This is a genomic window from Kutzneria viridogrisea DSM 43870 (assembly GCF_000525635.1).
Taxonomy (GTDB): domain Bacteria; phylum Actinomycetota; class Actinomycetes; order Mycobacteriales; family Pseudonocardiaceae; genus Kutzneria; species Kutzneria viridogrisea.
In genome coordinates this window covers 8,909,508-8,934,794 of sequence record NZ_CP007155.1, presented here as the reverse complement: position 1 = coordinate 8,934,794, position 25,287 = coordinate 8,909,508, and the positions used below count along the sequence as shown (strand labels likewise).

At 72.8% G+C, this 25,287-nt stretch carries 25 protein-coding genes; 17 read left to right on the top strand and 8 right to left on the bottom strand.

Annotation, left to right across the window (positions count from 1 at the left end; genetic code table 11):
* Window positions 1-129: 129 nt before the first annotated feature.
* Both KALB_RS48000 and KALB_RS47995 read left to right on the top strand, forming a co-directional pair.
* A complete protein-coding gene (locus tag KALB_RS48000) occupies window positions 130-579 on the top strand; it encodes a hypothetical protein (RefSeq protein ID WP_025361098.1) in 450 nt (149 codons plus the stop codon).
* Window positions 576-1,496 carry an alpha/beta fold hydrolase gene (locus tag KALB_RS47995; RefSeq protein WP_025361097.1) on the top strand — a complete coding sequence of 307 codons (921 nt, stop codon included), beginning with the start codon at window positions 576-578 and terminating at the stop codon, window positions 1,494-1,496. The genes KALB_RS48000 and KALB_RS47995 overlap by 4 nt, the downstream gene beginning before the upstream one ends.
* 250 nt (window positions 1,497-1,746) lie before the next feature.
* Here KALB_RS47995 and KALB_RS38940 read toward each other — a convergent pair whose 3' ends face one another.
* On the bottom strand, window positions 1,747-2,658 hold the full coding sequence (locus tag KALB_RS38940; RefSeq protein ID WP_030112113.1) for a glycosyltransferase family 2 protein: 912 nt from the start codon (window positions 2,656-2,658) through the stop codon (window positions 1,747-1,749).
* 39 nt (window positions 2,659-2,697) lie between these two features.
* On the opposite strand from KALB_RS38940, the gene KALB_RS38935 reads away from it, so the two are divergent.
* The 3 genes from KALB_RS38935 (at window position 2,698) to KALB_RS38925 (ending at window position 5,928) form a co-directional block, all read left to right on the top strand.
* Complete coding sequence (locus tag KALB_RS38935; RefSeq protein ID WP_025361095.1) at window positions 2,698-3,819, top strand: glycosyltransferase family 4 protein; 1,122 nt, start codon at window positions 2,698-2,700, stop codon at window positions 3,817-3,819.
* Window positions 3,820-3,902: 83 nt separating this feature from the next.
* Window positions 3,903-5,036, top strand: a complete 1,134-nt coding sequence (locus KALB_RS38930; RefSeq protein ID WP_025361094.1) for a glycosyltransferase family 4 protein — start codon at window positions 3,903-3,905, stop codon at window positions 5,034-5,036.
* Between the two features lie 10 nt (window positions 5,037-5,046).
* The gene (locus tag KALB_RS38925; RefSeq protein WP_025361093.1) at window positions 5,047-5,928 is read left to right on the top strand and encodes a glycosyltransferase family 2 protein; all 882 of its coding nucleotides are present in this window, start codon (window positions 5,047-5,049) and stop codon (window positions 5,926-5,928) included.
* Here the strand turns inward: KALB_RS38925 and KALB_RS48940 are convergent.
* The gene (locus KALB_RS48940; RefSeq protein ID WP_025361092.1) at window positions 5,891-6,301 is read right to left on the bottom strand and encodes a hypothetical protein; all 411 of its coding nucleotides are present in this window, start codon (window positions 6,299-6,301) and stop codon (window positions 5,891-5,893) included. The two genes, KALB_RS38925 and KALB_RS48940, sit on opposite strands and share 38 nt — an antisense overlap.
* Before the next feature lie 109 nt (window positions 6,302-6,410).
* Here KALB_RS48940 and manB point away from each other — a divergent pair, with 109 nt between their 5' ends.
* Both manB and KALB_RS38910 read left to right on the top strand, forming a co-directional pair.
* A complete protein-coding gene (gene manB, locus KALB_RS38915; protein ID WP_042221264.1) occupies window positions 6,411-7,526 on the top strand; it encodes a mannose-1-phosphate guanylyltransferase in 1,116 nt (371 codons plus the stop codon).
* A gap of 79 nt (window positions 7,527-7,605) precedes the next feature.
* A complete protein-coding gene (locus KALB_RS38910; RefSeq protein ID WP_025361090.1) occupies window positions 7,606-8,484 on the top strand; it encodes a DNA-3-methyladenine glycosylase family protein in 879 nt (292 codons plus the stop codon).
* 58 nt (window positions 8,485-8,542) lie between these two features.
* Here KALB_RS38910 and KALB_RS38905 read toward each other — a convergent pair whose 3' ends face one another.
* From KALB_RS38905 to KALB_RS38890, 4 genes are read right to left on the bottom strand one after another with little or no spacing between them, the layout of a single operon-like run.
* Window positions 8,543-9,082, bottom strand: a complete 540-nt coding sequence (locus tag KALB_RS38905; RefSeq protein WP_025361089.1) for an NUDIX hydrolase — start codon at window positions 9,080-9,082, stop codon at window positions 8,543-8,545.
* Entirely contained in the window at window positions 9,079-10,419 is a 1,341-nt protein-coding gene (locus KALB_RS38900; RefSeq protein ID WP_025361088.1) for a coenzyme F420-0:L-glutamate ligase, read from the bottom strand. Before KALB_RS38900 ends, KALB_RS38905 begins: the two co-directional genes overlap by 4 nt.
* A complete protein-coding gene (gene cofD / locus KALB_RS38895) occupies window positions 10,412-11,410 on the bottom strand; it encodes a 2-phospho-L-lactate transferase (RefSeq protein ID WP_025361087.1) in 999 nt (332 codons plus the stop codon). Before cofD ends, KALB_RS38900 begins: the two co-directional genes overlap by 8 nt.
* A gap of 43 nt (window positions 11,411-11,453) precedes the next feature.
* Window positions 11,454-12,233 carry a site-2 protease family protein gene (locus KALB_RS38890; RefSeq protein ID WP_081789732.1) on the bottom strand — a complete coding sequence of 260 codons (780 nt, stop codon included), beginning with the start codon at window positions 12,231-12,233 and terminating at the stop codon, window positions 11,454-11,456.
* Between the two features lie 329 nt (window positions 12,234-12,562).
* Between KALB_RS38890 and KALB_RS38885 the strand changes: the two genes are divergently transcribed.
* Both KALB_RS38885 and KALB_RS38880 read left to right on the top strand, forming a co-directional pair.
* Window positions 12,563-12,799 (top strand): WhiB family transcriptional regulator, encoded by a 237-nt coding sequence (locus tag KALB_RS38885; RefSeq protein ID WP_148310010.1) that lies wholly within the window; start codon window positions 12,563-12,565, stop codon window positions 12,797-12,799.
* Between the two features lie 48 nt (window positions 12,800-12,847).
* Window positions 12,848-16,201 carry a glycosyltransferase gene (locus tag KALB_RS38880; protein WP_236650111.1) on the top strand — a complete coding sequence of 1,118 codons (3,354 nt, stop codon included), beginning with the start codon at window positions 12,848-12,850 and terminating at the stop codon, window positions 16,199-16,201.
* Between the two features lie 165 nt (window positions 16,202-16,366).
* On the opposite strand, the gene KALB_RS38875 is transcribed toward KALB_RS38880, so the two are convergent.
* Window positions 16,367-16,846: a metallopeptidase family protein gene (locus tag KALB_RS38875; protein ID WP_081790045.1), complete on the bottom strand. Its 480-nt coding sequence runs from the start codon at window positions 16,844-16,846 to the stop codon at window positions 16,367-16,369.
* A gap of 85 nt (window positions 16,847-16,931) precedes the next feature.
* On the opposite strand from KALB_RS38875, the gene KALB_RS38870 reads away from it, so the two are divergent.
* From KALB_RS38870 to KALB_RS49680, 8 genes are all read left to right on the top strand, one after another.
* On the top strand, window positions 16,932-17,291 hold the full coding sequence (locus KALB_RS38870) for a DUF3499 domain-containing protein (RefSeq protein ID WP_063750732.1): 360 nt from the start codon (window positions 16,932-16,934) through the stop codon (window positions 17,289-17,291).
* 94 nt (window positions 17,292-17,385) lie between these two features.
* On the top strand, window positions 17,386-18,735 hold the full coding sequence (locus KALB_RS38865; RefSeq protein WP_025361081.1) for a phosphomannomutase/phosphoglucomutase: 1,350 nt from the start codon (window positions 17,386-17,388) through the stop codon (window positions 18,733-18,735).
* A gap of 29 nt (window positions 18,736-18,764) precedes the next feature.
* Complete coding sequence (locus KALB_RS38860; protein ID WP_025361080.1) at window positions 18,765-18,977, top strand: Trm112 family protein; 213 nt, start codon at window positions 18,765-18,767, stop codon at window positions 18,975-18,977.
* A gap of 6 nt (window positions 18,978-18,983) precedes the next feature.
* Window positions 18,984-20,063 (top strand): SIS domain-containing protein, encoded by a 1,080-nt coding sequence (locus KALB_RS38855; protein ID WP_025361079.1) that lies wholly within the window; start codon window positions 18,984-18,986, stop codon window positions 20,061-20,063.
* Window positions 20,064-20,076: 13 nt separating this feature from the next.
* Window positions 20,077-21,315 (top strand): mannose-6-phosphate isomerase, class I, encoded by a 1,239-nt coding sequence (gene manA / locus KALB_RS38850; protein ID WP_025361078.1) that lies wholly within the window; start codon window positions 20,077-20,079, stop codon window positions 21,313-21,315.
* Between the two features lie 145 nt (window positions 21,316-21,460).
* Window positions 21,461-22,372 (top strand): cation diffusion facilitator family transporter, encoded by a 912-nt coding sequence (locus KALB_RS38845; protein WP_025361077.1) that lies wholly within the window; start codon window positions 21,461-21,463, stop codon window positions 22,370-22,372.
* 67 nt (window positions 22,373-22,439) lie between these two features.
* Complete coding sequence (locus tag KALB_RS38840; RefSeq protein WP_025361076.1) at window positions 22,440-23,948, top strand: amino acid permease; 1,509 nt, start codon at window positions 22,440-22,442, stop codon at window positions 23,946-23,948.
* Between the two features lie 8 nt (window positions 23,949-23,956).
* Window positions 23,957-24,514 carry a biotin carboxylase N-terminal domain-containing protein gene (locus KALB_RS49680; RefSeq protein ID WP_025361075.1) on the top strand — a complete coding sequence of 186 codons (558 nt, stop codon included), beginning with the start codon at window positions 23,957-23,959 and terminating at the stop codon, window positions 24,512-24,514.
* Window positions 24,515-24,617: 103 nt separating this feature from the next.
* Here the strand turns inward: KALB_RS49680 and KALB_RS38830 are convergent, their stop codons facing one another.
* On the bottom strand, window positions 24,618-25,205 hold the full coding sequence (locus KALB_RS38830; RefSeq protein WP_025361074.1) for a hypothetical protein: 588 nt from the start codon (window positions 25,203-25,205) through the stop codon (window positions 24,618-24,620).
* Window positions 25,206-25,287 lie beyond the last annotated feature (82 nt).

Genomic DNA, 25,287 nt, shown 5'->3' with positions numbered 1-25,287 from the left:
GTCGAACTCGCAGGTCGCGCGGGTTGTGACGGCGGTCTCAGGGAATTTCCCCGATGCGCCGGGGTGCTCAGCGACGCTATGTTTTGCTCAGCCAAGCAAGAAGCAGCTCAAACGAGCAAGGAGCCATCGATGAACAGGGTGCTGACCCTCCTGTACGCCAACCTCGCGATCAGCCTGGTGCTGGCCGCGCTGACCCTCGCCTTCTACAACCAGCTGGTGGACTTCCAGACCGCCCACGTGCTCGCCGGGCAGTCCGCCGGTGTGCAGGAGGTCGCCGACACCCGGTCGGTGTTCGCGAACACCACCTGGATCCGGCCGGTGGTCGTGCTGGCCGTCTCCCTGCTGTACGTGCGGATCGCCACCCTGCTGCGCTCCGGCCGCCGCAGCACCTACATCCGCGTGCTGGTCATCGCCGTGATCGGCTCGCTCGGCATCGGCTACTCGATCGTCTCCGGGCAGTTCCCGCTGTGGCTGAACATCGGTCTCGGCGTGCAGGTCCTCGTGCTGCTGGGCCTGCTCTTCGCGGCCACCCGCCCCGCCTTCCGCTCGCAGTTCGCCCGCAAGGCGGTGGCCGCATGACCGGCACGAGTCGTCGCGGCTTCCTCGGCGGCGCGGTGGCCTCCGCCGCGCTGCTCGCCGGCGCCGGGATCGCCCAGGCCGACCCCGTGCGGCGCAGGCCGATCGTGGTGGTGCCCGGCTCACACGGCGGGGCGGGCATCATGTCCCCGCTGATCACCGAACTGGTCGCACGCGGGCGCACGGCCGTCGCCGTGGACCTGCCCGGTCACGGCCCGGACGCCGACTACCCCGTCTGGTTCCAGACCCCGCAGGACCTGACCGCGATGGCCACCACGCCGTCCACGATCACGAAGTACACCTTGCAGGACAACGTGAATCGCGTGGTGGGGCTGTTGCGCCGGATCGGGCCCGCCGTGCTCGTCGGGCACAGCCTCGGCGGGGTCACCGTCACCGCTGTGGCCAACGCGCACCCCGAACTGGTGCACCGGCTGGTCTACATCTCCGCGTTCTGCTGCTCCGAGCTGAAGAACGTGCTGGCCTGCGTGACCGCCCCGGAGGCGGCCGACAGCCTGCTGCGGACCCTGACGCCCGCCGCCGATTTCGCCAAGGTCGGCGCCCACCGGTTCAACTGGCGCACCGGCGATCCCGAGGTGCTGGCCAAATTGCGGGCCGCCTACTACGCCGACGGCACCCCCGACCAACTGCGCGCAGTGCTCGCTGGGCTGCAACCCGACGAGCAGCTCGACGTCAGCCTGCGCGAAGCCCCGCTCGACCCCGCCACCGGCGGGCGGCTGCCCCGCGGCTACGTGCGGCTCACCCAGGACCGCAGCATGCCGCTGGCCCTGCAGAACCGGCTCATCGCCGACGCCGACCGGCTCAACCCCGGCCGGTTCGAGGTGCACGACGTGGTCGGCAGCCACTTCGCCCCGATGAACAAGGCGGCCGAGATCGCCGCGCTGCTCGACCAGGGGCGGTGAAGGCTGGGGGGCGTGGGTTTCGCGGGCGGACCGGGGGCCGGGGGACCGCCGCGAAGGTGGCTTTCGCTGCGCTCAACGCGGTGAAGGGCACTTTCGCGGCGTACGGGACAGTTGTCCACGGGCGGGGAGTTATCCACATGTGGATCTTGAGCAAGATCAGATGTCGGGGGTGGGCGGTAGACTGGTGACGGGGACGCCCCCCTGGGAGTGGCGGGGGATTGTCACGGGGTAGAGCGCGGAGCAGCCCACGTCAGCGGCCCGCCCATTGCTGCCACACGGTGCGGCGGGGCAGCGTGGCGCGCAGGCCGATCCGGGTGCGGGCGGCGAGGGCGGCGGGCAGGCGCAGGAGCACCTCGCCGAGCACGCGCAGGCGGAGGCCGAGTTGGAAGTTGGCGGCCCGGGGCACGTTCCGGCGCAGCGGGAGCAGGGCGGTGATCGCGGCGAACCGGGCCAGTTGGCCGGCGGCGACGGCGAGCGGGGCGCAGCGGATCAGCATCAGCAGGCGGTTGCGCTCGTTCCAGCGGTGGAACAGCGAGGAACCGAGCCCGCTGCTGGCGCCGTGCCGGTGCACGACCCGGGCGGGACCGACGGAGATCACACGCCAGCCGTGCAGGCGAAGACGCCACGAGGTGTCGGTGTCCTCGTAGTAGCAGAAGAACCCGGCGGGCACGCCACCCGCGGCGCGCAACCGGTCCGTGCGCACCAGGGCCGCCCCGCCGCAGAACCCGAACACGTCCCGCCCGGCCAGTGCGGTGTCGGCCCCGTGCCCGTCGGCGGTCAGCCGCACCCCGGTGGACTGCACGGAACCGTCCGGCAGGGTCAGCGCCGAAGTGGCCGCGGCGGCACCGGGATCGGCGTCCAGCGCGTCCTCCAACTCGGCGAGCCAGCCGGGCGAGGGCGCGGTGTCGTCGTTGAGCCAGGCCACGAACTCGGTGTCGATGCCGGGCAGCGCCGAGGCGACACCGCCCGCGTACCCGGCGTTGCGGTTGAGCCGCAGCACCTCGCGCCCGCCCAGCAGTTCGGCGGTGCCGTCGGTCGAGGCGTTGTCGACGACCAGCACCCGGTGCGCGCGGTGCTGGGCGTCCAGCGCGGCCAGGCAGTCGGCGATGTGAGCACGTCCGCGCCAGGTCACCACCACGACCGTCGTCCGCGCCTGAGCCACGATGCGTGACGGTACCGGCCCACGTGTCACCCTGGTGGGGTGCCCGAGCTAGTCGTGCTCACCGAACAGTTGCTCGCCCCGGTCCCCGGCGGCACCGGCCGCTACACACGTGAGCTGGCGGCTGCCCTGGCCCGGACCGCGCCGCCGGGGTGGATCGTCACCGGGGCGGTCGCACGCTGCGCCGACCCGAGCGCGGCGGTGATCCCCGGCGTGGCGGGCCCGCGCGTGCTTGCCTTGCCGCGCAGGGCATTGGCGCTGGCGTGGCAGCGCGGGGTCCCGCTGTGGCCCGGCGGCGACTCGGTGCACGCGCCGACCCCGCTGTCGCCCACCACGGTCAAGCGCGGGCGCGGGCTCGTCGTCACGGTGCACGACGCCGTGCCGTGGACGCATCCCGAGACGCTGACCCCGCACGGGGCCCGCTGGCACCGGGACGTGATCTCACGGCTCACCCGGCGGGCCGGGGCGATCGTCGTGCCGACCGAGGCGGTGGCCGCCGAACTCGCCGAGCACTCGCCGGGTTCGGCGGGCGTGCACGTGGTGGGCCACGGTGTGTCGGCGGCGGTGCTCGAGGAGCCCGCGCAGGCCGGGCAGATCGCCCGCCGCCTGGACCTGCCCCCGCGCTACGTGCTGGCCGTGGGCACCCTGGAACCCCGCAAGGGCATCGACGTGTTGATCGAGGCCATGTCCCTGCCCGGGGCGCCTGACCTGCCGTTGCTGCTCGCCGGACCGCCCGGCTGGGGCGAGGTGGACGTGCACCGGCTCGCCGCCGCCCGGTCGCTCTCCCCTGAACGGGTGAGATCACTGGGGCTGCTCACCGACGCCGAGCTCGCCGTGGTGCTGCGCAGGGCCACCGTGCTCGCCGCGCCGAGCCTGGCGGAGGGTTTCGGCCTGCCGCTGCTGGAGGCCATGGCGGCGGGCGTGCCCGTGGTGCACTCGGACGCGCCCGCGCTGGTCGAGGTGGCCGGGGGTACGGGGGTGATCGCCCGGCGTGGCGACCCGGTGGCGCTGGTCAGCGCGCTGCGCACCGTGCTGGACGATCCCGGGCGCACGATCGCGGCGGCGCGGGAGCGGGCCGCGGGATTCACCTGGCGCGCCGCCGCGCAGGCCGTGTGGCAGGTGCACCTGGAGTTGCACCGCGCGGCCCATGGGCGATTGCCCTGATCGGCCCCGGTGATCTTGGGATTCCCGGGTATTGATCATCCCCGGCGCCGTACCCTGCACCGGTGCATCGCGAGGACCCCCACGTGCTGATCGACGCCACCGCCGTGCCCGCCGACCGCGGCGGCGTGGGCAGGTACGTGGACTCGCTTGTGGCCGCCCTCGACGCCGACGGGGCACGGCTGAGCGTGGTGTGCCAGACCCGGGACCTGGAGCTGTACTCCGAGCTCGCCCCGAACTCGCGCATCGTGCCCGCGCGGGAGTCGGTGGCCACCCGCACCGGCCGGCTCGCCTGGGAGCAGACCACGCTACCCGGGCTCGTGCGGGGACTGGGCGCCGACGTGCTGCACTCCCCGCACTACACGCTGCCGCTGGCCAACCGGGCCGCCTCCGTGGTCACGCTGCACGACGCCACCTTCTTCACCGACCCGGTGCTGCACTCCTCGGTCAAGGCGCGGTTCTTCCGGTTCTGGACCAGGGCCTCGCTGAGCAGGGCCACCCTGTGCGTGGTGCCCAGCCGGGCCACCGCCACCGAGCTGAACCGCGTCGCGGGCGCGGACCGGCGGGTGTTGCAGATCGCACAGCACGGCGTGGACACCGACCGGTTCCACGTGCCCTCCCCGGAGGAGATCACCCAGGTGCGGGCGAGCCTGGACCTGGGCGACCAGCCGTACGTGGCCTTCCTCGGCGCGCTGGAGCCGCGCAAGAACGTGCCCGCGCTGCTGCGCGGCTTCGCCAGGGCCTGCCAGGGCCGCGCCCAGCCGCCGACCCTGGTGCTGGCCGGTCAGCCGGGCTGGGACACGCAGGTGGAGCACGCGCTGGACGCGGTGCCGCACCGGATCCGGGTGATCCGCGCCGGCTACCTGCCGCTGGACCAGCTGGCGGGCTTCCTCGGCGGCTCCCTGCTGGTGGCCTACCCGAGCCTGGGTGAGGGTTTCGGCCTGCCGGTGCTGGAGGCCATGGCCTGCGGGGCCTGCGTGCTGACCACGCGGCGGCTGAGCCTGCCCGAGGTGGGCGGGGACTCGGTGGCGTACTGCGGGGTCGGCGCGGGCGACGTGGCCGCCGCGCTCACCGAACTGCTCGACGACCCGGCCCGGCGTTCGGCGCTGGCGGCATCCGCCCAGCTGCGTGCCAAGGAGTTCTCCTGGGCGGTGAGCGCATCCCGGCACCGGGAGGCCTACGACCGGGCAGCCGTGCTGCACCGCAGGGGACGCCACTAGTCTCACCGCCGTGAAGACCTATGGCGACGAGCTGGGCGTCGTGACCGTCACCTACTCGCCGGGTGAGGTGCTCGACCGCTTCCTGGACACGCTGGCCAAGGCAACGACCCGGCCGGTGCACGTGATCCTGGCCGACAACGGCTCGACCGACGGCGCGCCGGAGAAGGCCGCCGCCGAGCGGTCCGAGGTGCGCTTCGTGCCCACCGGCGGGAACCTCGGCTACGGCGGCGCGGCCAACCGCGGTGTCGCCGAGCTGCCGGACGAGGTGGGCTGGGTCGTCGTGGTCAACCCCGACATCGAGTGGGGCGCTGGCTCGCTGGACACCCTGGTGGAGGCCGCCTCGCGCTGGCCGAGGGGCGGCGTGTTCGGCCCGCTGATCAGGGAGACCACCGGCGAGGTCTACCCCTCGGCCCGGCTGCTGCCCTCGCTGGGCAAGGGCTTCGGGCACGCCGCGCTGGGCAAGGTGTGGCCGGGCAACCCGTGGACCAGGCAGTACCGGCAGGAGACCAACGCGGTCACCGAGCGGGCCGCGGGCTGGCTGTCCGGGTCCTGCCTGGTGATCCGCCGCGAGGCCTTCGACTCCGTGGACGGCTTCGACTCCACGTACTTCATGTACTTCGAGGACGTGGACCTGGGCGACCGGATGGGCCGCGCGGGCTGGCTCAACGTGTACGTGCCCTCGGCCGAGGTCGTGCACCTGGGCGGGCACGCCACAGCCCGTGCCTCGGACCGGATGCTCAAGGCGCACCACGACAGCGCCTACAAGTACCTGGCCGACCGGCACTTCGGCCCGTGGTGGGCCCCGCTGCGGCTGGCGATCCGGGCCGGGCTCGCGCTGCGGCTCAAGCTGGAGCTCAGGACTGGGCGGGCGGCTCCTGCAACGCACCACTGAGCCGTTCGGACAGCGACAGCCGGCGCCCCGTGACCTGCTGCGTGGTGGGGATGATGCCGGGCAGCTGCCTGCCCTCCGGCTCCGCGGGCGGCTGCGGTTGCTGCTGCTGCGGTTGTTGCTGGGGCGTCCGGTGCTGCTCCTGCTGCTGGTGCGGCACGGGCACCTGGTGCTGCTGCTGGGCGGCGGCCGGGATGACCTGGGTGATGTCCGGGTCGTCCTTCAGGCGCGGATCGGCCGCGTCCACCACGGCGCGCGGGATCTGCACCGTCGGCTTGGCGTCCATCGGGGAGGTCGCGTTGAGGGGGGTCACCACCCAGCGGTCACGGGCGCTGGCGCGGGCGAGTGCTGCGTCGGCCCGGTCGCGGGGATCCATCTCCCGGCCTCTCCTCACGTAGCGTCCGAGTGCGGTGCTCGGACGTTCTTCTCACGTGCAAGAGTATTCCCTCGAATGCCGCTCGCGTCAGTGGAGGAGAGAAATCGGCATGTCGCCCAACGCAGGACCCCTGTCCGGGAACGCAACGCCGCAGGTGAGCGGGGTGGACGCTGTGGTGCTGGTGGGCGGGAAGGGCACCAGACTGCGCCCCCTGACGCTGTCGGCGCCCAAGCCGATGCTGCCCACCGCCGGGGTGCCCTTCCTCACCCACCTGTTCTCCCGCATCCGCGCCGTGGGCATCACCCACGTGGTGCTCGGCACCTCGTACAAGGCGGAGGTGTTCTCCGAGCACTTCGGTGACGGCTCCAGCCTCGGCCTCGAACTGGAGTACGTGGTCGAGGAGGAGCCGCTGGACACCGGTGGCGGCATCCGCAACGTGGCCGACCGGCTGCGCGAGGACGACGTCATGGTGTTCAACGGGGACATCCTGTCCGGAGTGGACCTGGCCGGGGTGGTCGGCACGCACCGCGACAACGCCGCCGACGTCACCCTGCACCTGGTCAAGGTGGCCGACCCGCGTGCGTTCGGCTGCGTGCCCACCGACGCCGAGGGCCGGGTCGAGGCGTTCCTGGAGAAGACCGAGAACCCGCCCACCGACCAGATCAACGCGGGCTGCTACGTGTTCCGGCGGGAGGCGCTGCTGAGCATCCCCACCGGGCGCCGCGTCTCCGTGGAGCGCGAGACCTTCCCCGGGCTGCTCGCCGAGGGCAAGCGGTTGCAGGGCCACGTGGACACCTCGTACTGGCTCGACCTGGGCACCCCCGGCGCGTTCGTGCAGGGCTCGGCCGACCTGGTCCGGGGCATAGCACCCTCCGCCGCCCTGCCCGGCCCCGCGGGCGAGGCCATCGTGCTCGACGGCGCCCAGGTGCACCCCGAGGCCGTCGTCACCGGCGGGTCCACCATCGGCGCGGGCTGCGTGGTCGAGGCCGGTGCCCGCGTGGACGGCTCCGTGCTGTTCGACGGTGCCACCGTGGCCGCCGGTGCCGTGGTCGAGCGCAGCCTGCTCGGCGCCCGGTCCACCGTCGGCGCCCAGGCCGTGCTGCGCGACGTGGTCGTCGGCGACGAGGCCACCGTGGGCGCCCGCTGCGAGCTGTTGAGCGGGGCTCGCGTCTGGCCCGGCATCACGCTGCCCGAGTGCGGCGTGCGGTTCTCCACCGACGCGTAGCGTGCCCACCAACCCACGCCATGAAAGTGCCGTTCCTGGCGTTCAACGCCAGGAACGGCACTTTCATGGCATCGCCGCCGTGGACGGCCTGACCCGGCGCTGGCGGCCCGCGTTCACCCTGGACGTGGCCGCCGTGCTGGGGCCGTTGCGCCGTGGCGCGGCCGACCCGGCGTACCAGGTGGGGCCGGACGGGGCGCTGTGGTTGACGGCGAACACGACGACCGGCCCTGCCACGCTGCGGCTGAGCCGGGACGACGAAGTACTCGCCACGGCTTGGGGCGAGGGTGCCGACGAGCTGTTGGCTGGGGTCCCGGAGCTGCTTGGCGCCGGGGATGACGACTCCGGTTTCGAATCGCACCACGAGCTGATCGCGCAGACCCGGCGGCGCATGCCGGGGCTGCGCCTGGGGGCGACGGGCCGGGTCTGGGACGTGCTGCTGCCCGCGATCCTGGAGCAGAAGGTCACCGGCCACGAGGCGCGCAGGTCCTGGCGGGACCTGTGCCGCGGTTACGGCCTGCCCGCGCCGGGTCCGGCACCGGCGGGCATGCGCGTGCCGCCGACCCCGCGCGCCCTGCTGGCGATCACCGACTGGCAGTGGCACCGCGCTGGGGTGGACGGCGCGCGCCGCCGCACCCTGCTCAACGCGGCGGCCTCGGCGCACGCGCTGACCAGCACCGCCAGGTTGCGGCTGATCCCGGGCATCGGGGTGTGGACCGCGGCCGAGGTGGCGCAGCGGGCCTGGGGCGACCCGGACGCCGTCAGTGTGGGCGATTTCCACATCCCCAGCGTCGTGGGCTGGGCGCTGCTGGGTCGCCCGCTGGACGACGAGGGCATGCTGGAGGTGCTCGCCCCGTACGCCCCGCAGCGCCAGCGGGCGGTCCGCTACATCGAGGCGTCTGGCTTCCGGCGCCCGCGATTCGCCCCGCGCTACAGCGCCCGCGACTACCGCGCCATGTGAGGCGCCGTGAAGGTGGCTTTCCCTGCGCTGGGCGCAGGGAAAGCCACCTTCACGCCACTCAGCCCAAGCGGCCCAGCGCCAGCTCGACCAGCTCCGGCACGGTGTCCACATTGGACGGTAGTGCGTCCACCGGCCACCACTGGAGGTCCACGGACTCGGCGCTGCGCACCGGCTTGGCGCCGACCGGGGCGCGGACCAGGAAGCGCACGTCGAAGTGCCGGGTCGGCTTGCCCAGCGAGCAGGTGATCGGGTGCACGTCCACGTGCAGCGGGGTCGGCTCGATGCGCAGCCCGCGGATGCCGGACTCCTCGGTGGCCTCGCGCAGTGCGGCCTCGACCAGCGTGCTGTCCTCGGGCTCGCAGTGCCCGCCCAGTTGCAGCCAGCGGCCGACCCTGGGGTGCAGGGTCAGCAGCACCTGCTCGCGCGTGGCGTCGAGCACCAGCGCGGAAGCGGTCACGTGCCCGGGCTCACAGGAGCGCTGGCAGCCGTCCTCGCGCGCGGCGAGGAAGCCCAGGAACGCGTTGCGCAACGCGTCCTGCCCCGAGGAGCCGGGTCTCCACCCCTCCAGGGTCGACACCGCGTCGGCGTGCAAGCTCATCGCTCCACCAGTCCTTGTTCGATCGAGGCGGGCGGGCGCGGTCCGGCCGGTCCGTCGGCGGGGTGCCCGACGGCGACCGCGCCCAGCGGCTCCCAGTCGGGCGGCAGGTCCAGCACCGAGCGCACCACGTCAGCGCAGAAGATCGTCGAACCCACCCAGCAGGACCCGAGCTCCTCGGCGGCCAGCGCCACCAGCAGACCCTGCACGGCGGCACCGGCGGCCACCGTGAACATGGTGTGCTCGGAGGCGGCCCGCCGCTGGTCCGGGTAGCTGTGCGCGCCCTCGGCCACGAGGAAGGGCAGCACGACCTCGGGCGCCTCGCGCAACAGGTCGCCGCGGCGCAGCCGGCGCTCGATCTGCTCCTCGGTGAAGCCGTCCCCGCGCAGGTCGTTGCGCCACTGCTCGCGCATGGCGTCCAGCAGCTTGGTGCGCAGCGGCCGGTCGCGCAGCCACACGAACCGCACCGGGTGCGTGTGGTGCGGCGCGGGCGCGGTCAGTGCGGCACCGACCGCCCGCCGCAGCACCTCGGGGTCGACCGGCTCGTCCGAGTAGTACCGCACGGAACGCCGCACCAGCACGGCCTCGCGGCGGCCCTGCGCGATGGCCAGGTCGGTGCCCAGCCGGAACAGGTCCTGCTCGATCGGGCGAACCAGGTCGCGGGCGGTGGAGCCGTCGTCCACAACGGACAGTCCACGCAGGACGGCGACGGGCAGCGCGCCCAGCTTGCCCTTGACCAGGTCGGCCGCGGCGGCGATCTCGTCGGCCACCGCGATCTCGGTCACCACCAGCTCGTTGCCCTGCCGGTCCACCTGGCCCGCGTAGCCGTGCACCACGGTCAGCCCGCTGGCGCCGATCGCGGCGTCCGTCTGGCCCACCCGCCACGCACGGCCCATCGTGTCGGTGATCACCACGGCCAGCTCGACGCCGAGCCGCTCGCGCAGCGCCGCCCGCAGTGCGGCGGCCGAGGCGTCCGGGTCCTCGGGCAGCAGGGCGATCTCGTCGCGGGCCACGTTGGAGGCGTCCACCCCGGCCGCGGCCTGCACGATGCCGAGCCTGCTCTGGGTGATCAGCGTGTTCTTCACCTGGGCGAGCACGCGCACCGACTCCTCGCGCACCAGCCTGCGGCGCAGCTCGGTGCGCTGCTCCTCGTCCACGGGCGCCGGGACCAGTCGTCCCTCCACTTTGGACACGACCTTGCTGGTGACCACCAGCACGTCGGAGTCCCGCAGCCAGGGTGCGGCCTGCGCGATGGCCCCGGCGAGGTCGTCACCGGGCCGGAACTCGGGCAGGTCCGCGACCGGCATCAGCTCGATCGAGGCCGCGGCGTGGTCAGTCAAGGCGCACCCCGGCCAGTTCCAGTGCGACGCGGGCCATCTCGGCGGTAGCGTCCACATCGGACATCAGCAGCGGGACCGCGCGTACGGTCACGCCGGGCACCTCGACGGACTCGCCCTCGGCCACCAGCCAGCCGTCCAGCACGCCATCGTCCGAAGTGGACCGTGAGCCGTAGTGCACGCCGACGGCCTGCGCGCTGGTCTCCACCCCGATCGCGGTCAGGCAGGCGTCGGCCATGCCGCGCACCGGCTTGTCCCCGATGATCGGTGAGACCCCGACCACCCCGCCAGAGGCCTTGCGCAGCGCCTCGCGCACCCCGGGCACCGCGAGCACCGTGCCCACGCTGACCACCGGGTTGGACGGGGCCAGCAGCACGGCGTCGGCGGACCCGATCGCCTCCAGCACGCCGGGCGCGGGCTTGGCCTCCTCGGCACCCACGGGCAGGATCGAGTGCGCGGGCAGTTGCGCGCGGTGGCGCACCCACCATTCCTGGAAGTGCACCGCCTTGCGCTCGCCGTCCTCGCCGTCCACCACGACGTGGGTCTCCACCCGGTCGTCGGTCATCGGCAGCAGGGTCACCCCGGGCTGCCATCGCGCGCACAGGGCCTCGGTCACCGCGGACAGCGGGTAGCCCGCGCGCAGCATGCGGGAGCGCACCAGGTGCGTGGCGATGTCCTTGTCCCCGAGCCCGAACCAGGTCGGCTCGGCCCCGTAGGCGGCCAGTTCCTCCTTGACCACCCAGCTCTCACCGGCCCGGCCCCAGCCGCGCTCGGTGTCGATGCCGCCGCCCAGCGTGTACATGCAGGTGTCCAGGTCCGGGCAGACGCGCATGCCGTGCATCCACACGTCGTCCCCGGTGTTCACCAGTGCCACGACCTCGTGCCCGGCCGAGCCCTCCTGCGGGGGACCGACCGGCGGCAGACCCAACGCCGCCTTCACACCGAGCAGGAAACGGGCGCCACCGACGCCTCCGACCACCACAACGACCTTCACGGGGCGCAATCCTTTCACGCGCGCGGGTGACGGCGGCACTCGCTCACTTGAGCCAGAACCGGAAGAGGATCGAGCCGTACAGAGCCACATCGGTGTTGCCGCCGATGAGCCCGAACAGGCCGCTGCCGATGCGGAACAGCGCGGTGCTCACGCCCGGAATCGCGAACAGGGCGGCGAACAGCACCAGCGGGGCCCACATGCGGGCCTTGTCGCCCATCGCACGGGCCTGGGGGGACAGGTGCGGGGCGATCACCCCGTAGCCGTCGAACCCGGGTACCGGCAGGATGTTCAGCACGAAGGTGAACACCTGGAGGAAAGCCAGGTACGTCAAGGCGACCAGCAGACCCGCGGGCATCGGGACCACCGCGACGGCGAGGGTGAGCAGCAGTCCGATCAGCAGGTTGAACGCGGGCCCGGCGAGCGAGACCAGTGACTGGATGCCACGTGAGCGCAAGGCGTGGTGGTTGATCAGTACCGCGCCACCGGGCAGCGGAATGCCGCCCAGTGCCAGGAACAGCAGCGGGAGCACGATGCTGAGCACGGGATCGGTGTAGCGTCGGGGGTCCAGGGTCAGGTAACCCCGCAGGTGCGTCTCGTGATCGCCGCCCCGGAAGGCGACGAACGCGTGGCCGAACTCGTGCAGGCACAGGGAAACCACCCAGCCGCCCGCCACGAGCAGCACCAGGCCGAGGGTGTACGGGATGCTGGGGGAGAGCAGGCTACTCAGGGTGGGCGCGCTCACGGCGGTCAGCACCGCGCCAGCGATGGTGACGGCCACGAGGGCCAGGAACAGCGGGCTCGGTCGCACCGGTGATCGGTTCACGCTTACTAGTGTGCCTGGTGGGGTAGCGGGCCCGTCAGCGGTTCGCGTGAAGCGCTCTACCCAGAGTATGCCCAGGTGACAAACCCTGTGAGCACGCTGTGACCGGTGTCCCCCGACGTAAGTACTTCGCTTGACCCCCTGCAACGACACGGGTGTAATCACATCGGTGTCATTCGTCGTCGAGGGGGCGGCGGGTGGTGTCCGCCAACCGGGGAGTGCGGAAGGCGAGGAGGCGGACTGACATGGAAATCGAAGGGTGCCGAGTCGTGGAATCGGCAGACAACCCCGAACTGGACCTGACGGTGCGGGACTTCACCGTGCTGGACGGGATGTTCGACGGAGACGACGAGCAGGAGTGGCAGGAGCGCGCGCTGTGCGCGCAGACCGACCCGGAGGCGTTCTTCCCGGAGAAGGGCGGCTCCACGCGGGAGGCCAAGCGGATCTGTCAGGGCTGCGAGGTGCGCTCCGAGTGCCTGGAGTACGCACTGGCCCACGACGAACGCTTCGGCATCTGGGGCGGGCTGTCCGAACGGGAGCGCAGGAAGCTCAAGAAGCGCGCGGTGTGAGAGGGTGCCGAGCAACAGTCCCGTGATCTTCTCGATCGGAGACGCGCGTTGCTCGGCAAGGTCCCTCCCGCACTGCGCACGGTCCCAGTGCTGGCGGTGCTGGTCTGCCACGACGGTGAGCAGTGGCTGAGACTGGCGCTGTCGGCGCTGCGCCGGAGTTCCCCGCGACCGCGTCACGTGATCGCGGTGGACACCGGTTCGCTGGACCGCACGGCCAAACTGCTCGCCGAGGCCGCTTCGGGTGAGAACGCCGTCCTCGACGGTGTGATCACGCTGTCCCGGGGCACCGGCTTCGGCGCGGCAGTCGCCACTGCGGTCGACAACGCGGTGCGGCGCTGGGGCGATCCCGGCGGCTGGGTGTGGCTGCTGCACGACGACAGCGCGCCCGAACCGGACTGCCTGGCCGCACTGCTGGCCGCGGCCGAGGTGTCCCCGGCGGTCGGCGTGCTGGGGCCGCTGTGCCTGGACTGGTCGGATCCGCGCATGGTCGTCGAGGCGGGACTGTCCACAGACGCCTCCGGTCATCGGCAGACCGGCATATCGGGCTTGGAATCCTCGCAAGCCGAGGTTTTCGAGCAGAGCACGGAAGCGCTTGCCGTGGGTTCGGCCGGCGCCCTGGTGCGCCGCGAACTGTGGGACGAACTCGGCGGCTACGACCAGCACCTGCCGATGCTCCGCGACGACCTGGATTTTGGTTGGCGCGCAAACAAATCGGGTCGGCTCGTGCTCTGCGTGCCGACCGCGCGGCTGCGGCACGCCAGGGCGGCCAGCACGGGGCAGCGCCGCCTGGACGCGCTCGCCGCGCCACCGGGCCCGTTCCTGCGCGGGGTGGACCGCGCGCACGGGCTGCGCACCTTCCTGGTCAACTGCTCGTTGATTTCCTTCCTGCTCGGACTGCCCCGGCTGGCCGTGCTGTGCCTCGCCAGGGCACTGGGTTTCCTGGTGCTGCGCCGGTTTTCCGACGCCCGCGCCGAGCTCGGCGCACTGCGCTACCTGTGCGGCGGCCGGGCCGGGCTGCTCGCGGCCCGCACCGCGCGGCGAGCCACCACAGTCCCAGGTCAGCGCAGTGTGCGCGGCCTGTTCACCAGCAGGCTCACCAGGATCCGCAACGCCGTGCGCGGGGTCCTGCTGTACCTGGTGCGCCGTCGCGTGCAGGCCGACGCCGCCCTGGGCCGCCTGCCGGAGACCGACACCGGGCACAACTCCTGGCTCGCGCCGGAGGCGGAGGGTCCTCGACTGCCAGTTGGTCCCACGGCGCTGCCCGCGGGCGCCATGGGCCGCAGGCGGGGCGCGGTGCGGCGTACCGCGGGACTGCGCCAACCCGGCGCGGTGGTCGTGCAGCTGCCCGTCCAGGCGCCGGACGGGCAGCGGCCCAGTCCTCGACCGCGCCCGTCCCCGGTACCGCGCGGGGAGGCACCGCCCAACCCGTTCGCGGACCTGATGCTGATCCAGGTGGACCGGGCCAAGGTGGTCCGCCAGTTGCTGTTCTCCCCAGCCGTGCTGACCGTTGCCGTGCTCGCGGTGCTGGGCCTGGTGGTCAACTCCGGGCGGCTGGGCACCGACCTGATCGGCGGTCGGCTGCTGCCGGTGCAGGACCTGGCCACCACCTGGTCGACCTACCTCGCCTCCTGGCACCAGGTCGCCGGGGGCACCGCCGCCCCGGCCCCGGCCGCACTGGCGGTGCTGGGCCTGCTCGGCGCGGTCCTCGGCGGCCCGCCCGCGGCCGTGGCCCTGCTGCTGTTCGGCGATCTGCCGCTGGCCGGGATCAGCGCCTACTTCGCCACCCGCTCACTGCGCGTGAGCAGGCCGATCCGGGCGCTGGTCGCGGCCGGTTACGCCCTGCTGCCCGCCGCGAGCACGGCCGTGTCCCAGGGCCGCCTGGACGTGGTCCTGGTGCACCTGCTGCTGCCGCCGGTGCTGGCCGGGGCCGCGGCCGTGCTGCGTGGCGGCCAGCGCGCCAACTGGGTCGCCACCGCCGCGGCCACCTCGCTCGGCCTGGCCTCGCTCGGCGCCTTCTCCCCGCTGACCCACCTGATGGTGCTGCTCGGCACGTTGATCGCCTTCGTGCTGGTGCCCGGTCACCGGCGGATCACCGCCCTGTTCGCCATCGTGCTGCTGCCGCTGGCCCTGTTGCTGCCCTGGCCCGCCGTGGTGCTGCAACACCCCGAGGTGCTGCTGCGCGGGGTCGGCGCCCTCGTCCCCGACCAGTCCGTACCGCTGACCAGGCTCGTCGCGCTCGACCCCGGCGGCCCCGGCGTGCTGCCGCTGGTCGGCGTGCTCCTCGTGGTCGCCGCACTGGGTGCCGCCGTGCTGCGGGCCGGCCGCGCGGTGCTGCCCGGGCTCGGCGTGGCCCTGGCCGGTGCCGTGGGCGTGGGCGTGCTGTGGAGCCAGCAGGCGTGGACCGGGGCGCCGATGCTCGTGCTGTCGGCGGGCCTGCTGCTGACCGTGCTGGGGGCCTGCCTGCCCACCCGGGTCCGGCTCCAGGTGCCGAACCTGCGCGTGATCGCCACCGTGACCGGGGTTGTCGTGCTCGGCGTGCTGGCGATCAGCGTGCTGGTCACCGGCAGGGACGGACCGCTGCGCAGTGGCGGGGACGTGACCTTCGTGCCCGCGATCGCCAACGAGCTGGCCAGCACGGGCCGTCCCGTGCTGGTGCTGGCCAGTGGCGGGCAGCCCACCCGGCAGATCGGCGGCGGCCTGGCGCACTTCGGGGACGACGACCTCGTGCCGGTGCCCACGGCCGCGGCCCGGCTGGACCGCATGGCCCTCGACCTCGCCGGGTGGGTGCCCGACGCCGCCAAGGCCGCGGTGGCCCAGGCCGCGGCCAGCGGGGTCAGCTACCTCGTGCTGCCGGACGCGGCGACCGCGGGACGGCTCCGCGCGGCCGTGGGCGACCTGGTGTCGGCCGCACCGCCGATGTCCGACGGGCGCCCCGTCGTGCGGGTCCAGCTGGCCACCGGGCTGGCGACCCTGCTGTCGCCCGCGCAGGCCCAGCGCGCTGTGACCGGCGGCACACCGCCCACCGAACTCGGCGCGCCCGGGCTCGCCCCAGTCGAGGCCGGGCCGCCCGACGTGGCGGTGCGGGTCTCCGACGGACCGGACGGCCGCCTGCTGGTGCTCGCCGCCGAGGACGAGCCGGGCTGGCAGGCGAGCGTGAACGGGGTGTCGGCGCCCACCACGCGGGCCTGGGGCCACCTGGTCGCCGTCCCGGTGCCGAGCAAGGCCGCCGACGTGCGCATCGACCTGCCCAGCTCACTGCGCGGCCTGCTACTGCTGGTGCAGGCCGCGTTTCTGCTGTTCACGGTCCTGCTCGCGCTCCCCTCCGGCGTGTCCCGCCCACCCGCGCGCGAGTCCCGCCCAGCCGCAGCCGAGTCCCGCCCACAGGAGGCCGAGTCCCGCTGAGCCGCGCGCGAACCGCGCTGACCTGCCGCTCGCCGCGCGGGTTCGCGCCGGTGCCTGGACCGCGGGCTCAGGTGAGCGCGTCTTTCCAGCGGTCACCTGAGACAAGGGAAGGGACCGGACCTCAGCGAACCCGCCGCGCGAACGGAGAGAGCGCCGAAAGCGCGGTCAGTCCCCGTCGATGACGTCGGGGTCCAGGCCCAGGTAGCTGGCGATCTGCTCCACCAGCACGTCGTGCACCAGGTCGGCCAGGTCGGCCCCGTCCTTGGCGCGGGCCTCCAGCGGGCGCCGGTACAGCACGATCCGCGCCCTGGTCGGCACCCCGCGCCGGTCCACCCCGGCGGGCACCAGCCTGGCCAGCGGCACGTTGCCGTCCTCGACGACCCCGTCCTCCCAGCTCAGTGTCTGGTCGGCGGCCACGTGCACCTCGGGCACGTCGTCCACCGCCACGTCCAGCTGGGTCAGCTCGGTGCGCCAGCGGGCCTCGATCGGCTCCAGGGCCTCGATCACCAGGGAGTCGAAGCGCTCAGCCCGGCTGCGCGCCGCGGGCAGCGTCGCCGGGTAGAGCGGTCCGCGCAGGCCACGACCGTGACGGTCGCGACTGCGACGTCCGCCACGTCGACCGCCGAGCCAGGATCCACGAGCCATCACCACAGCCAGTCAGCCTACGCGGAGGCGTGTCACCCGCGTGCCTGCACACGGGCAAGGGCAGGAAGCGCTATCGTCGGCGATCGTGCGGAGCGTGAGGCGGTGCTCGCGAACCGGGTGCATCAACCCGGCAGTCGCCACGCTCACCTACGCCTACGCGGACTCCACCGCGGTCGTCGGCCCCCTGGCCACCTACTCCGAACCGCACAGCTACGACCTGTGCGAGGAGCACGCCATGCGGCTGACCGTCCCGCGCGGGTGGGAGGTCGTCAGGCATGAGGGTGAGTTCGCCGCTCCCGAGCCGTCGGTCGACGACCTGACGGCCCTTGCGGAGGCGGTGCGTGAGGCTGGCCGGGCCGATCGGCCGGTGGAGCGGGCGGACACAGGTCCCGGTGCGGTGCGGCGAGGTCACCTGAGGGTGTTGCCAGACCCGGTGGAGGACTGACCGGATCCGGGTCGCCGGTAGGCTTCGGGTGCGGAGGGCGTGACCTCCGTGTCGATCCCGTGCAGCACAGCATCCGACCAACCGGGGAGAAGGCGTGCCCGACCTGTCCGCCGTCGTCAAGGCCTATGACATCCGCGGGGTGGTGGGCGAGCAGCTCGACGCTGATGTCGTGCGCGCGCTCGGTGCCGCCTTCGCCAGGCTCGTTGGCGGGCCCTCGGTGGTCATCGGCCACGACATGCGCGACTCCTCGCCCGAGCTGTCCGCCGCCTTCGCCGAGGGCGTGACCGGCCAGGGCGTCGACGTGGTGAGCATCGGCCTGGCCAGCACCGACATGCTCTACTTCGCCTCGGGCAGGCTCCAGCTGCCCGGCGCCATGTTCACCGCCAGCCACAACCCGGCCAAGTACAACGGCATCAAGCTGTGCCGCGCCGGGGCCGCCCCGGTCGGCCAGGACTCCGGGCTGGCCGAGATCCGCGGCTGGGCCGAGCAGGGCGTGCCCGCGCACGAGGGCCGCACCGGCATCGTCTCCGAGCGGGACATGCTCGCCGAGTACGCCGCCTACCTGCGTGAACTGGTGGACCTGAGCGGGATCCGCCCGCTGAAGGTGGTCGTGGACGCGGGCAACGGCATGGGCGGTCACACCGTGCCCAGCGTGTTCGCCGGGCTGCCGATCGAGCTGGTCCCGATGTACTTCGAGCTGGACGGCACGTTCCCCAACCACGAGGCCAACCCGCTGGACCCCGCCAACCTGGTGGACCTGCAGGCCAAGGTGCGCGAGGTGGGCGCGGACGCCGGCCTGGCCTTCGACGGGGACGCCGACCGCTGCTTCGTGGTCGACGCCGACGGGGAGCCGGTCTCGCCCAGCGCGGTGACCGCGCTGGTGGCCACCCGCGAGCTGGCCAAGGAGCCGGGCGCGACGATCATCCACAACCTGATCACCTCGCGGGCGGTGCCCGAGATCGTGGAGGAGCACGGCGGCAAGCCGGTGCGCACCAGGGTGGGCCACTCGTTCATCAAGGAGCAGATGGCCGAGACCGGGGCCATCTTCGGCGGGGAGCACTCCGCCCACTACTACTTCCGCGACTTCTGGCGGGCCGACACCGGCATGCTGGCCGCGCTGCACGTGCTGGCCGCACTGGGCGAGCAGGACCGCCCGCTCGCCGAGCTGACCAGCGTGTTCAGCAGGTACGCCGCCTCCGGTGAGATCAACTCGACGGTGGCCGACCAGGCCGCGAGCACCGAGGCGGTGCGGGCCGAGTTCGGCGCGCGCGAGGGCGTGACCTTCGACGAGCTGGACGGCCTGACCGTGGACCTGGGCGACGGCCGCTGGTTCAACCTGCGCGCGTCCAACACCGAACCGCTGCTGCGGCTCAACGTCGAGGCACCCGACGAGCAGGCGGTCGCCGCCCTGCGCGACGAGGTGCTGGCCATCGTCCGCGGCTGAGCCCCCCGACCCGCCCACGAGGAGCGAACATGGCCGTCCAGCTCGACCCGCAGCTGCTGGAGATCCTGCGCTGCCCCGCACCCGACCGGGGGACCCTGTCCCCGGGCACGCCCGGTGACCCGGAGGCCGAGGTGCTGACCTGCGCCGAGTGCGGTCGCGGCTACCCCGTCCGGGACGGCATCCCGGTGCTGTTGCTGGACGAGGCGGTGCCCGCCGACGGCGGGGACCCCGCGGAGCAGTGATCGGCTGTGCTGGATGACACGCTGCTGGACGACCCGGCGCGGCTGAGTGAGGCCGACGGGCCCGGTCTGCTGCGCGCCAGCGCCGCGGCGGGTGCCCAGGTGCGCTCGGTGGTGGAGGCCGCGGAGGAGGCGGGCATCGCCCAGTTCGCCGCCGACCGCCCCCGCGCGCTGGTGCTGGTGGCCCGACCCGGTGCCGGGCTGGCCGCCGCCCAGCTGCTGATGGCCCTGCTGACCTCCACCTGCCCCGTGCCGGTCGTGCTGACCGACCTGGTGCCGAGCTGGGTGGGCGCGCTGGACGTGGTGATCGCGCACACCGAGGACCACGGGGACGGCCTGCTCGCCGAGTCGGTGGACCGGGCCTCGCGCCGGGGCGCCCGGGTGATCGTGACCGCTCCCGCGGAGGGACCGGTCGCCGCTGCCGCCGCGGGCCACTCGCTGCTGCTGCCGCCCAGGGTCCCGGTACCGACCGGGTTCGGCTACGCGCGGGCGCTTGCCGCCGGGCTGGTGGTCGTGCGCTCGCTCGGGCTGCTGCGCATCGACCTGCCGCTGCTGGCCGACGAGCTGGACCGTGAGGCCGAGCGTGACCACCTGGTGCACGAGTCCTTCATGAATCCGGCGAAGTCGTTGGCGCTGCGCCTGGCCGACCGCCAGCCGCTGCTGTGGGGGCTGGACGACACCTCCACCGCCGTGGCGCGGCACGCGGCGTTCGCGCTGGCCAGCCACGCGGGCCAGGTGTGCGACGTGGCGGGCTACCCGCTGGCGCTGAGCCGCCCCGCCCTGCACCGCGCGGCCGTGCGGTCCTGCTCGGGCGGGGACCTGTTCGCCGACCCGGACGAGGACCAGGCCGCGCAGGCGCGTGTCATGCTGCTCGCGGTGGCCACGGGTCCGGCCGCGGAGGCCGCGCGGCGGGCCGCCGAGGACACCCTGCCGGGTGCCGACGTGCTCGTGCCCACGGAGGAGATCTCCGGGGGCGAGGCCGTGTGCGCCGCGGTGATCGCCCTGCGATTCGAGCTGGCCGCCCTGTACCTGGGGCTCGCGGCCGGCACCATCGGCGGCCCGGGCTACTACGCTCCGGCCGCCGTGTGAGGGAGTGACGGTTTTGGAGCGACTGCACAACTCGGTGCGCCCCTACGCGTGGGGCTCGCGCACCGCGATCGCCGAACTGCTCGGCAGGCCGGTGCCCGCGCCGCACCCCGAGGCCGAGCTGTGGCTGGGCGCCCACCCCGGAGCGCCCTCACGGCTGGTCGACGAGGAGGGCGTGCACCGGTCGCTGCTGGAGGTGCTCGGCGCCGACCCGCTGGGCCAGCTCGGCGCGGACTGCACCCAGCGCTGGGGTGAGCGGCTGCCGTTCCTGCTCAAGGTGCTGGCCGCCGAGGAGCCGCTGAGCCTGCAGGCGCACCCTTCTGCGGAGCAGGCCGCCGAGGGCTATGCCCGCGAGGAGGCCGCGGGCATCCCGCGTGACGCCAAGAACCGGAACTATCCCGACCCCACCGCCAAGCCGGAGCTGATCTGCGCGCTGACCGAGTTCCACGCGCTGGCCGGGTTCGCCGACCCGCAGCGCACGGTGGGCCTGCTGCGCGCACTGGACGTGGAGCAGCTGCGCGCGCACACCGAGCTGCTTGCCGGTCAGCCCGACTCCGACGGCCTGCGCGCGCTGTTCACCACGTGGATCACCCTGCCGCAGGCCGCACTGGACCAGCTGCTGCCGCACGTGCTGGACGCCTGCGTGCGCCAGGTCAAGGACCGCGGCGAGTACGACATCGAGTGCCGCACGGTGCTGGAGCTGGGTGAGGCCTATCCCGGGGACGCCGGGGTGCTGGCCGCCCTGCTGCTGAACCGGATCGTGCTGCGTCCCGGCGAGGCGATCTTCCTGCCCGCCGGCAACCCGCACGCCTACCTGCACGGCACCGGGGTGGAGATCCTCGCCAACTCCGACAACGTGCTGCGCTGCGGGCTGACCCCCAAGCATGTGGACGTGCCCGAGCTGCTGCGGGTGCTCGACTTCTCCTACGGCCGGATGCCCGTACAGACCGGCGAGCCGGTCGCGGACAACCTGTTCGTCTACCGGACCCCGGCCCCGGAGTTCGAGCTGTCCCGGCTCCAGTGGCCCGAGGGCGGCGGCTCCCCGGTCAGCCTGGACCACGTCGGCCCGCAGATCCTCATCTGCGTGGAGGGCTCCGTGCTGCTGCGCGCCGAGGACGGTTCCGAACTGGCCCTTGCCAAGGGCGATTCCGCCTGGCTGGCTGCCACGGAAACGCCCGTTGACGTGCGGCCCGCCACCCCGGGCGGCACCCTGGTGTTCCGCGCGACAGCGGGCGCCTGCACGCCCGCGGCCTGAGTTGTGCACAGCGGCCGACCTGTCCACATGTGGATCTTGAGCAAGATCAACTGTCGGGGTGGGGCGGTAGACTGGAACCGGGGTCGCCCCCCGAGGAGTGGTGGGGGCTGCGCGGGCGAAATGTCGGCGATCTAGGGTTTGCGCCATGTCAGCAGGTGGCGGTACCAAGGCCATTGTGGCGGCGCTGGGCGCCAACGCGGGCATCGCGCTCGCCAAGTTCGTGGGCTTCGCGGTCACCGGGGCCTCCTCCATGCTCGCGGAGGCGGTGCACTCGGTGGCCGACACGGCCAACCAGGGTCTGCTGCTGCTGGGGCGCAAGACCTCGCAGCGCGCGGCGGACCGCGAGCACCCCTTCGGCTACGGCCGGGACCGCTACTTCTACTCCTTCGTGGTGGCCCTGCTGCTGTTCACCCTCGGCGCGCTGTTCGCGCTGTACGAGGGCATCCACAAGGTGGAGGCCCCGGAGCCGCTGCACGCCCCGCTGGTCGCGGTGATCATCCTGGTGGTGGCGGTGGCCCTGGAGGGCTACAGCTTCCGCACGGCGATCGCGGAGTCGCGCGAGCTCAAGGGGGAGGCCACCTGGTGGCAGTTCATCCGCCAGGCCCGCGTGCCGGAACTGCCGGTGGTCCTGCTGGAGGACACCGGTGCGCTGGTCGGCCTCCTGTTGGCACTGGCGGGGGTTGGCCTCTCCCTGGTGACCGGCAACCCGGTGTGGGACGGGGTCGCCACCATCGCCATCGGCGTGCTGCTGGGCGTCATCGCGATCGTGCTCATCATCGAGATGAAGAGCCTGCTGATCGGTGAGGGGGCCACCCCGCAGGAGCTGGACACGATCGTCGCCGAACTGGAGGCGGGCAAGGTGGACCGCGTGATCCACATCCGCACCCAGTACCTCGGACCGGACGAGCTGCTGGTCGCCGCGAAGGTCGCGCTGGTGGGTGCGCCGACCATCGCGGAGGTGGCCCAGGCCATCGACGACGCCGAGCTGAGGGTCCGTGCGAAGGTTCCTTCGGCAAGGTTGATCTACCTGGAACCCGATCTCGACCGAACCAGGTGATCCACCGGCCGCCCACAGATAGGGTTGGCCGATCACGACAACGCCGTCGACCAGGAGGAGAACAGTCATGCCTGGCAGTGGACTGTGGCGCACCAAATCGGTGGAGCAGTCGATCGCGGACACCGATGAGCCGGACACCAAGCTCCGCAAGGACTTGACGGCGTGGGACCTCACGGTCTTCGGCGTTGCCGTTGTCATCGGCGCCGGGATTTTCACCGTTACCGCCAGCACCGCTGGCAATATCGCGGGCCCCGCCGTGGTGCTCGCGTTCGTCATCTCGGCCATCGCCTGCGGGCTGGCCGCCCTGTGTTACGCCGAGTTCGCCTCGACGGTGCCGGTGGCCGGTAGCGCGTACACCTTCTCCTACGCCACCTTCGGCGAGTTCGTCGCCTGGATCATCGGCTGGGACCTGATCCTGGAGTTCGCGCTGGCCGCCGCCGTGGTGGCCAAGGGCTGGTCCGCCTACCTGTCCCAGGTCTTCAGCCTGTTCGGCATGAACGTGCCGACCGTGGTGCAGATCGGCTCCGTGGAGTTCGACTGGGGCACGGTGCTGATCGTGCTGGTGCTGGGCACCCTGCTGGCACTGGGCACCAAGCTGTCCTCGCGGTTCAGCCAGGTGATCACCGCCATCAAGGTGGCCGTGGTGCTGTTGGTGATCGTCGTCGGCATCGGCTACATCAACTCGGCGAACTACACCCCGTTCATTCCGCCGAGCGTGCCCAACGCCAGCAGCGCCAGCAGCCTGGACCAGTCCCTGTTCTCGCTGATCGCGGGCGGGCAGTCCAGCAACTTCGGCATCTTCGGCCTGCTGGCCGCCGCCTCCATCCTGTTCTTCGCCTTCATCGGCTTCGACATCGTGGCCACCACCGCCGAGGAGACCCGCAACCCGCAGCGCAACGTGCCGCGCGGCATCCTCGGCTCGCTGGCCATCGTCACCGTGCTCTACATCGCCGTCTCCCTGGTGGTGACCGGCATGGAGCCCTACACCAAGCTGGCCACCGGCGCGGACGGCACCAAGAAGACCCTCGCCACGGCCTTCGCCGACGTGGGCGTGGACTGGGCGGCCACGATCATCGCGATCGGCGCGCTGGCCGGTCTGACCACCGTGGTCATGGTGCTGCTGCTGGGCCAGACCCGCGTGCTGTTCGCCATGTCCCGTGACGGCCTGATGCCCAAGGCACTGGCCAAGACCGGCAAGCACGGCACCCCGGTCCGCGCCACCTGGGTGGTCATCGTCGTGGTGGCCATCGCGGGCGGCATCTTCCCCTCCGGCAAGCTGGAGGAGATGGTCAACGTCGGCACCCTGTTCGCCTTCGTGCTCGTCTCGGCGGGCGTGGTGGTGCTGCGCAAGACGCGCCCGGACCTGCCCCGCGGGTTCCGCACCCCGCTGGTGCCGCTGGTGCCGATCCTCGCCATCCTCGCCTGCGTGTGGCTGATGCTGAACCTCACCGCCCTGACCTGGGTCCGGTTCGCGGTGTGGATGGTCATCGGCGTGGTCGTGTACTTCCTTTACGGGGCGCGCAAGTCCACGCTCCGCAACACGCCGCAAGCCGACAGCGTGGAAACCAAGGGCTGAGCGGAGGAGTGCTGGAATCCGTCCTGGCCGCCAACCGGGGTGAGATCGCGCGCAGGGTCCTGCGCACCGCTCGCGAATCCGGGTTGCGCACCGTCGCCGTGCACTCCGATGTGGACGCCGAACTGCCGTTCGTGCTGGAGGCCTACGAGGCAGTGCTGCTCGGCGGCGCGGCGCCCGCGGAGTCCTACCGCGACGCGGAGCGCGTGCTCGACGCGGCCAGGAAGACCGGGGTGCGGGCCGTGCACCCCGGTTACGGGTTCCTCTCGGAGAACGCCGAGTTCGCCCAGGCAGTGCTGGACGCCGGGCTGGTCTGGGTCGGCCCGCCGCCCGCCGCGATCCCGGCCATGGGCGACAAGGTCGAGGCCCGCGGGGTGCTGGCCGCGGCCGGTGTCCCGGTCGCACCGGGTTCCGCCGACGCGGTGTCCGATGTGGACGGTGTGGTGGCCGAGGACCCCAGGCGGTTCCTGCCCGGACCCGGTGCGATCACCGAGTGGGTGGAGCCCGCCGGTGCGGGCGTGCGCGTGGATTCGGGCTACACCAACGGCAACGAGGAGACCCCGGCCTAACCCGCGAGTCCCGCCCACAAACCCGCGAGTCCCGCTCTCCGGTGCTCGAATCCCGTTCTCCAGAACGGGATTCAGCCTCGGTTGAGCGGGACTCGCCGTGGTGTCAGGCCAGTTCGCGCAGCACCGGGCGCAGCGCCCAGCCGAACGCCGCGATGTTGTCGATCAGCTCGGGCGAGGCCAGCACCTGGTTGTAGCCGCGGCGCATCCAGAACTGGCCGCGCACCGGCAACTCCGTGATCACCAGGTGGAACGGCCGCACCGCGCGGTCCAGTTCGGTGCCGATGTCGTTGACCAGGTCCACGACCCACAGCTGTGCGCCGTCGCGGTGCCTGCCGCGCCGCTGGTCGTGCCGCAGCAGTTGGCCGTCCCACTGCTTGATCGGTTCGATGAACGTGCGCAGCGCGTGCCGCACGTTCGGCCAGTGCGCGATCCACGCCGAGTCCGGGTCGCGGCCGTCGTCGGAGTCCAGTGGGGCACCGTCGAGGATCCCGTTGAACCAGCCGAGCCACTCGGCGGCCACGGCCTGGCGGTCCACCTCGCCCGCGGGCAGCACCGGCACCCACGGGTCGGTCGGCGGAAACGGGTCGTCGGGCACGCTCAGCGCGAGCACGTCCCGCAGGAAGAGGGCGGTTCGGACATCGGAGCGGACACCGATCTGGAGTGTCCAACTGGGTTGGCGGTCGGCGAGCATGGCCCTGACCTCCCTCACACAGAAGGTGATCTTCCACATCCAGCATGCGCCGCGTACCGGCTTCACGCCAGCATGGCGCGAC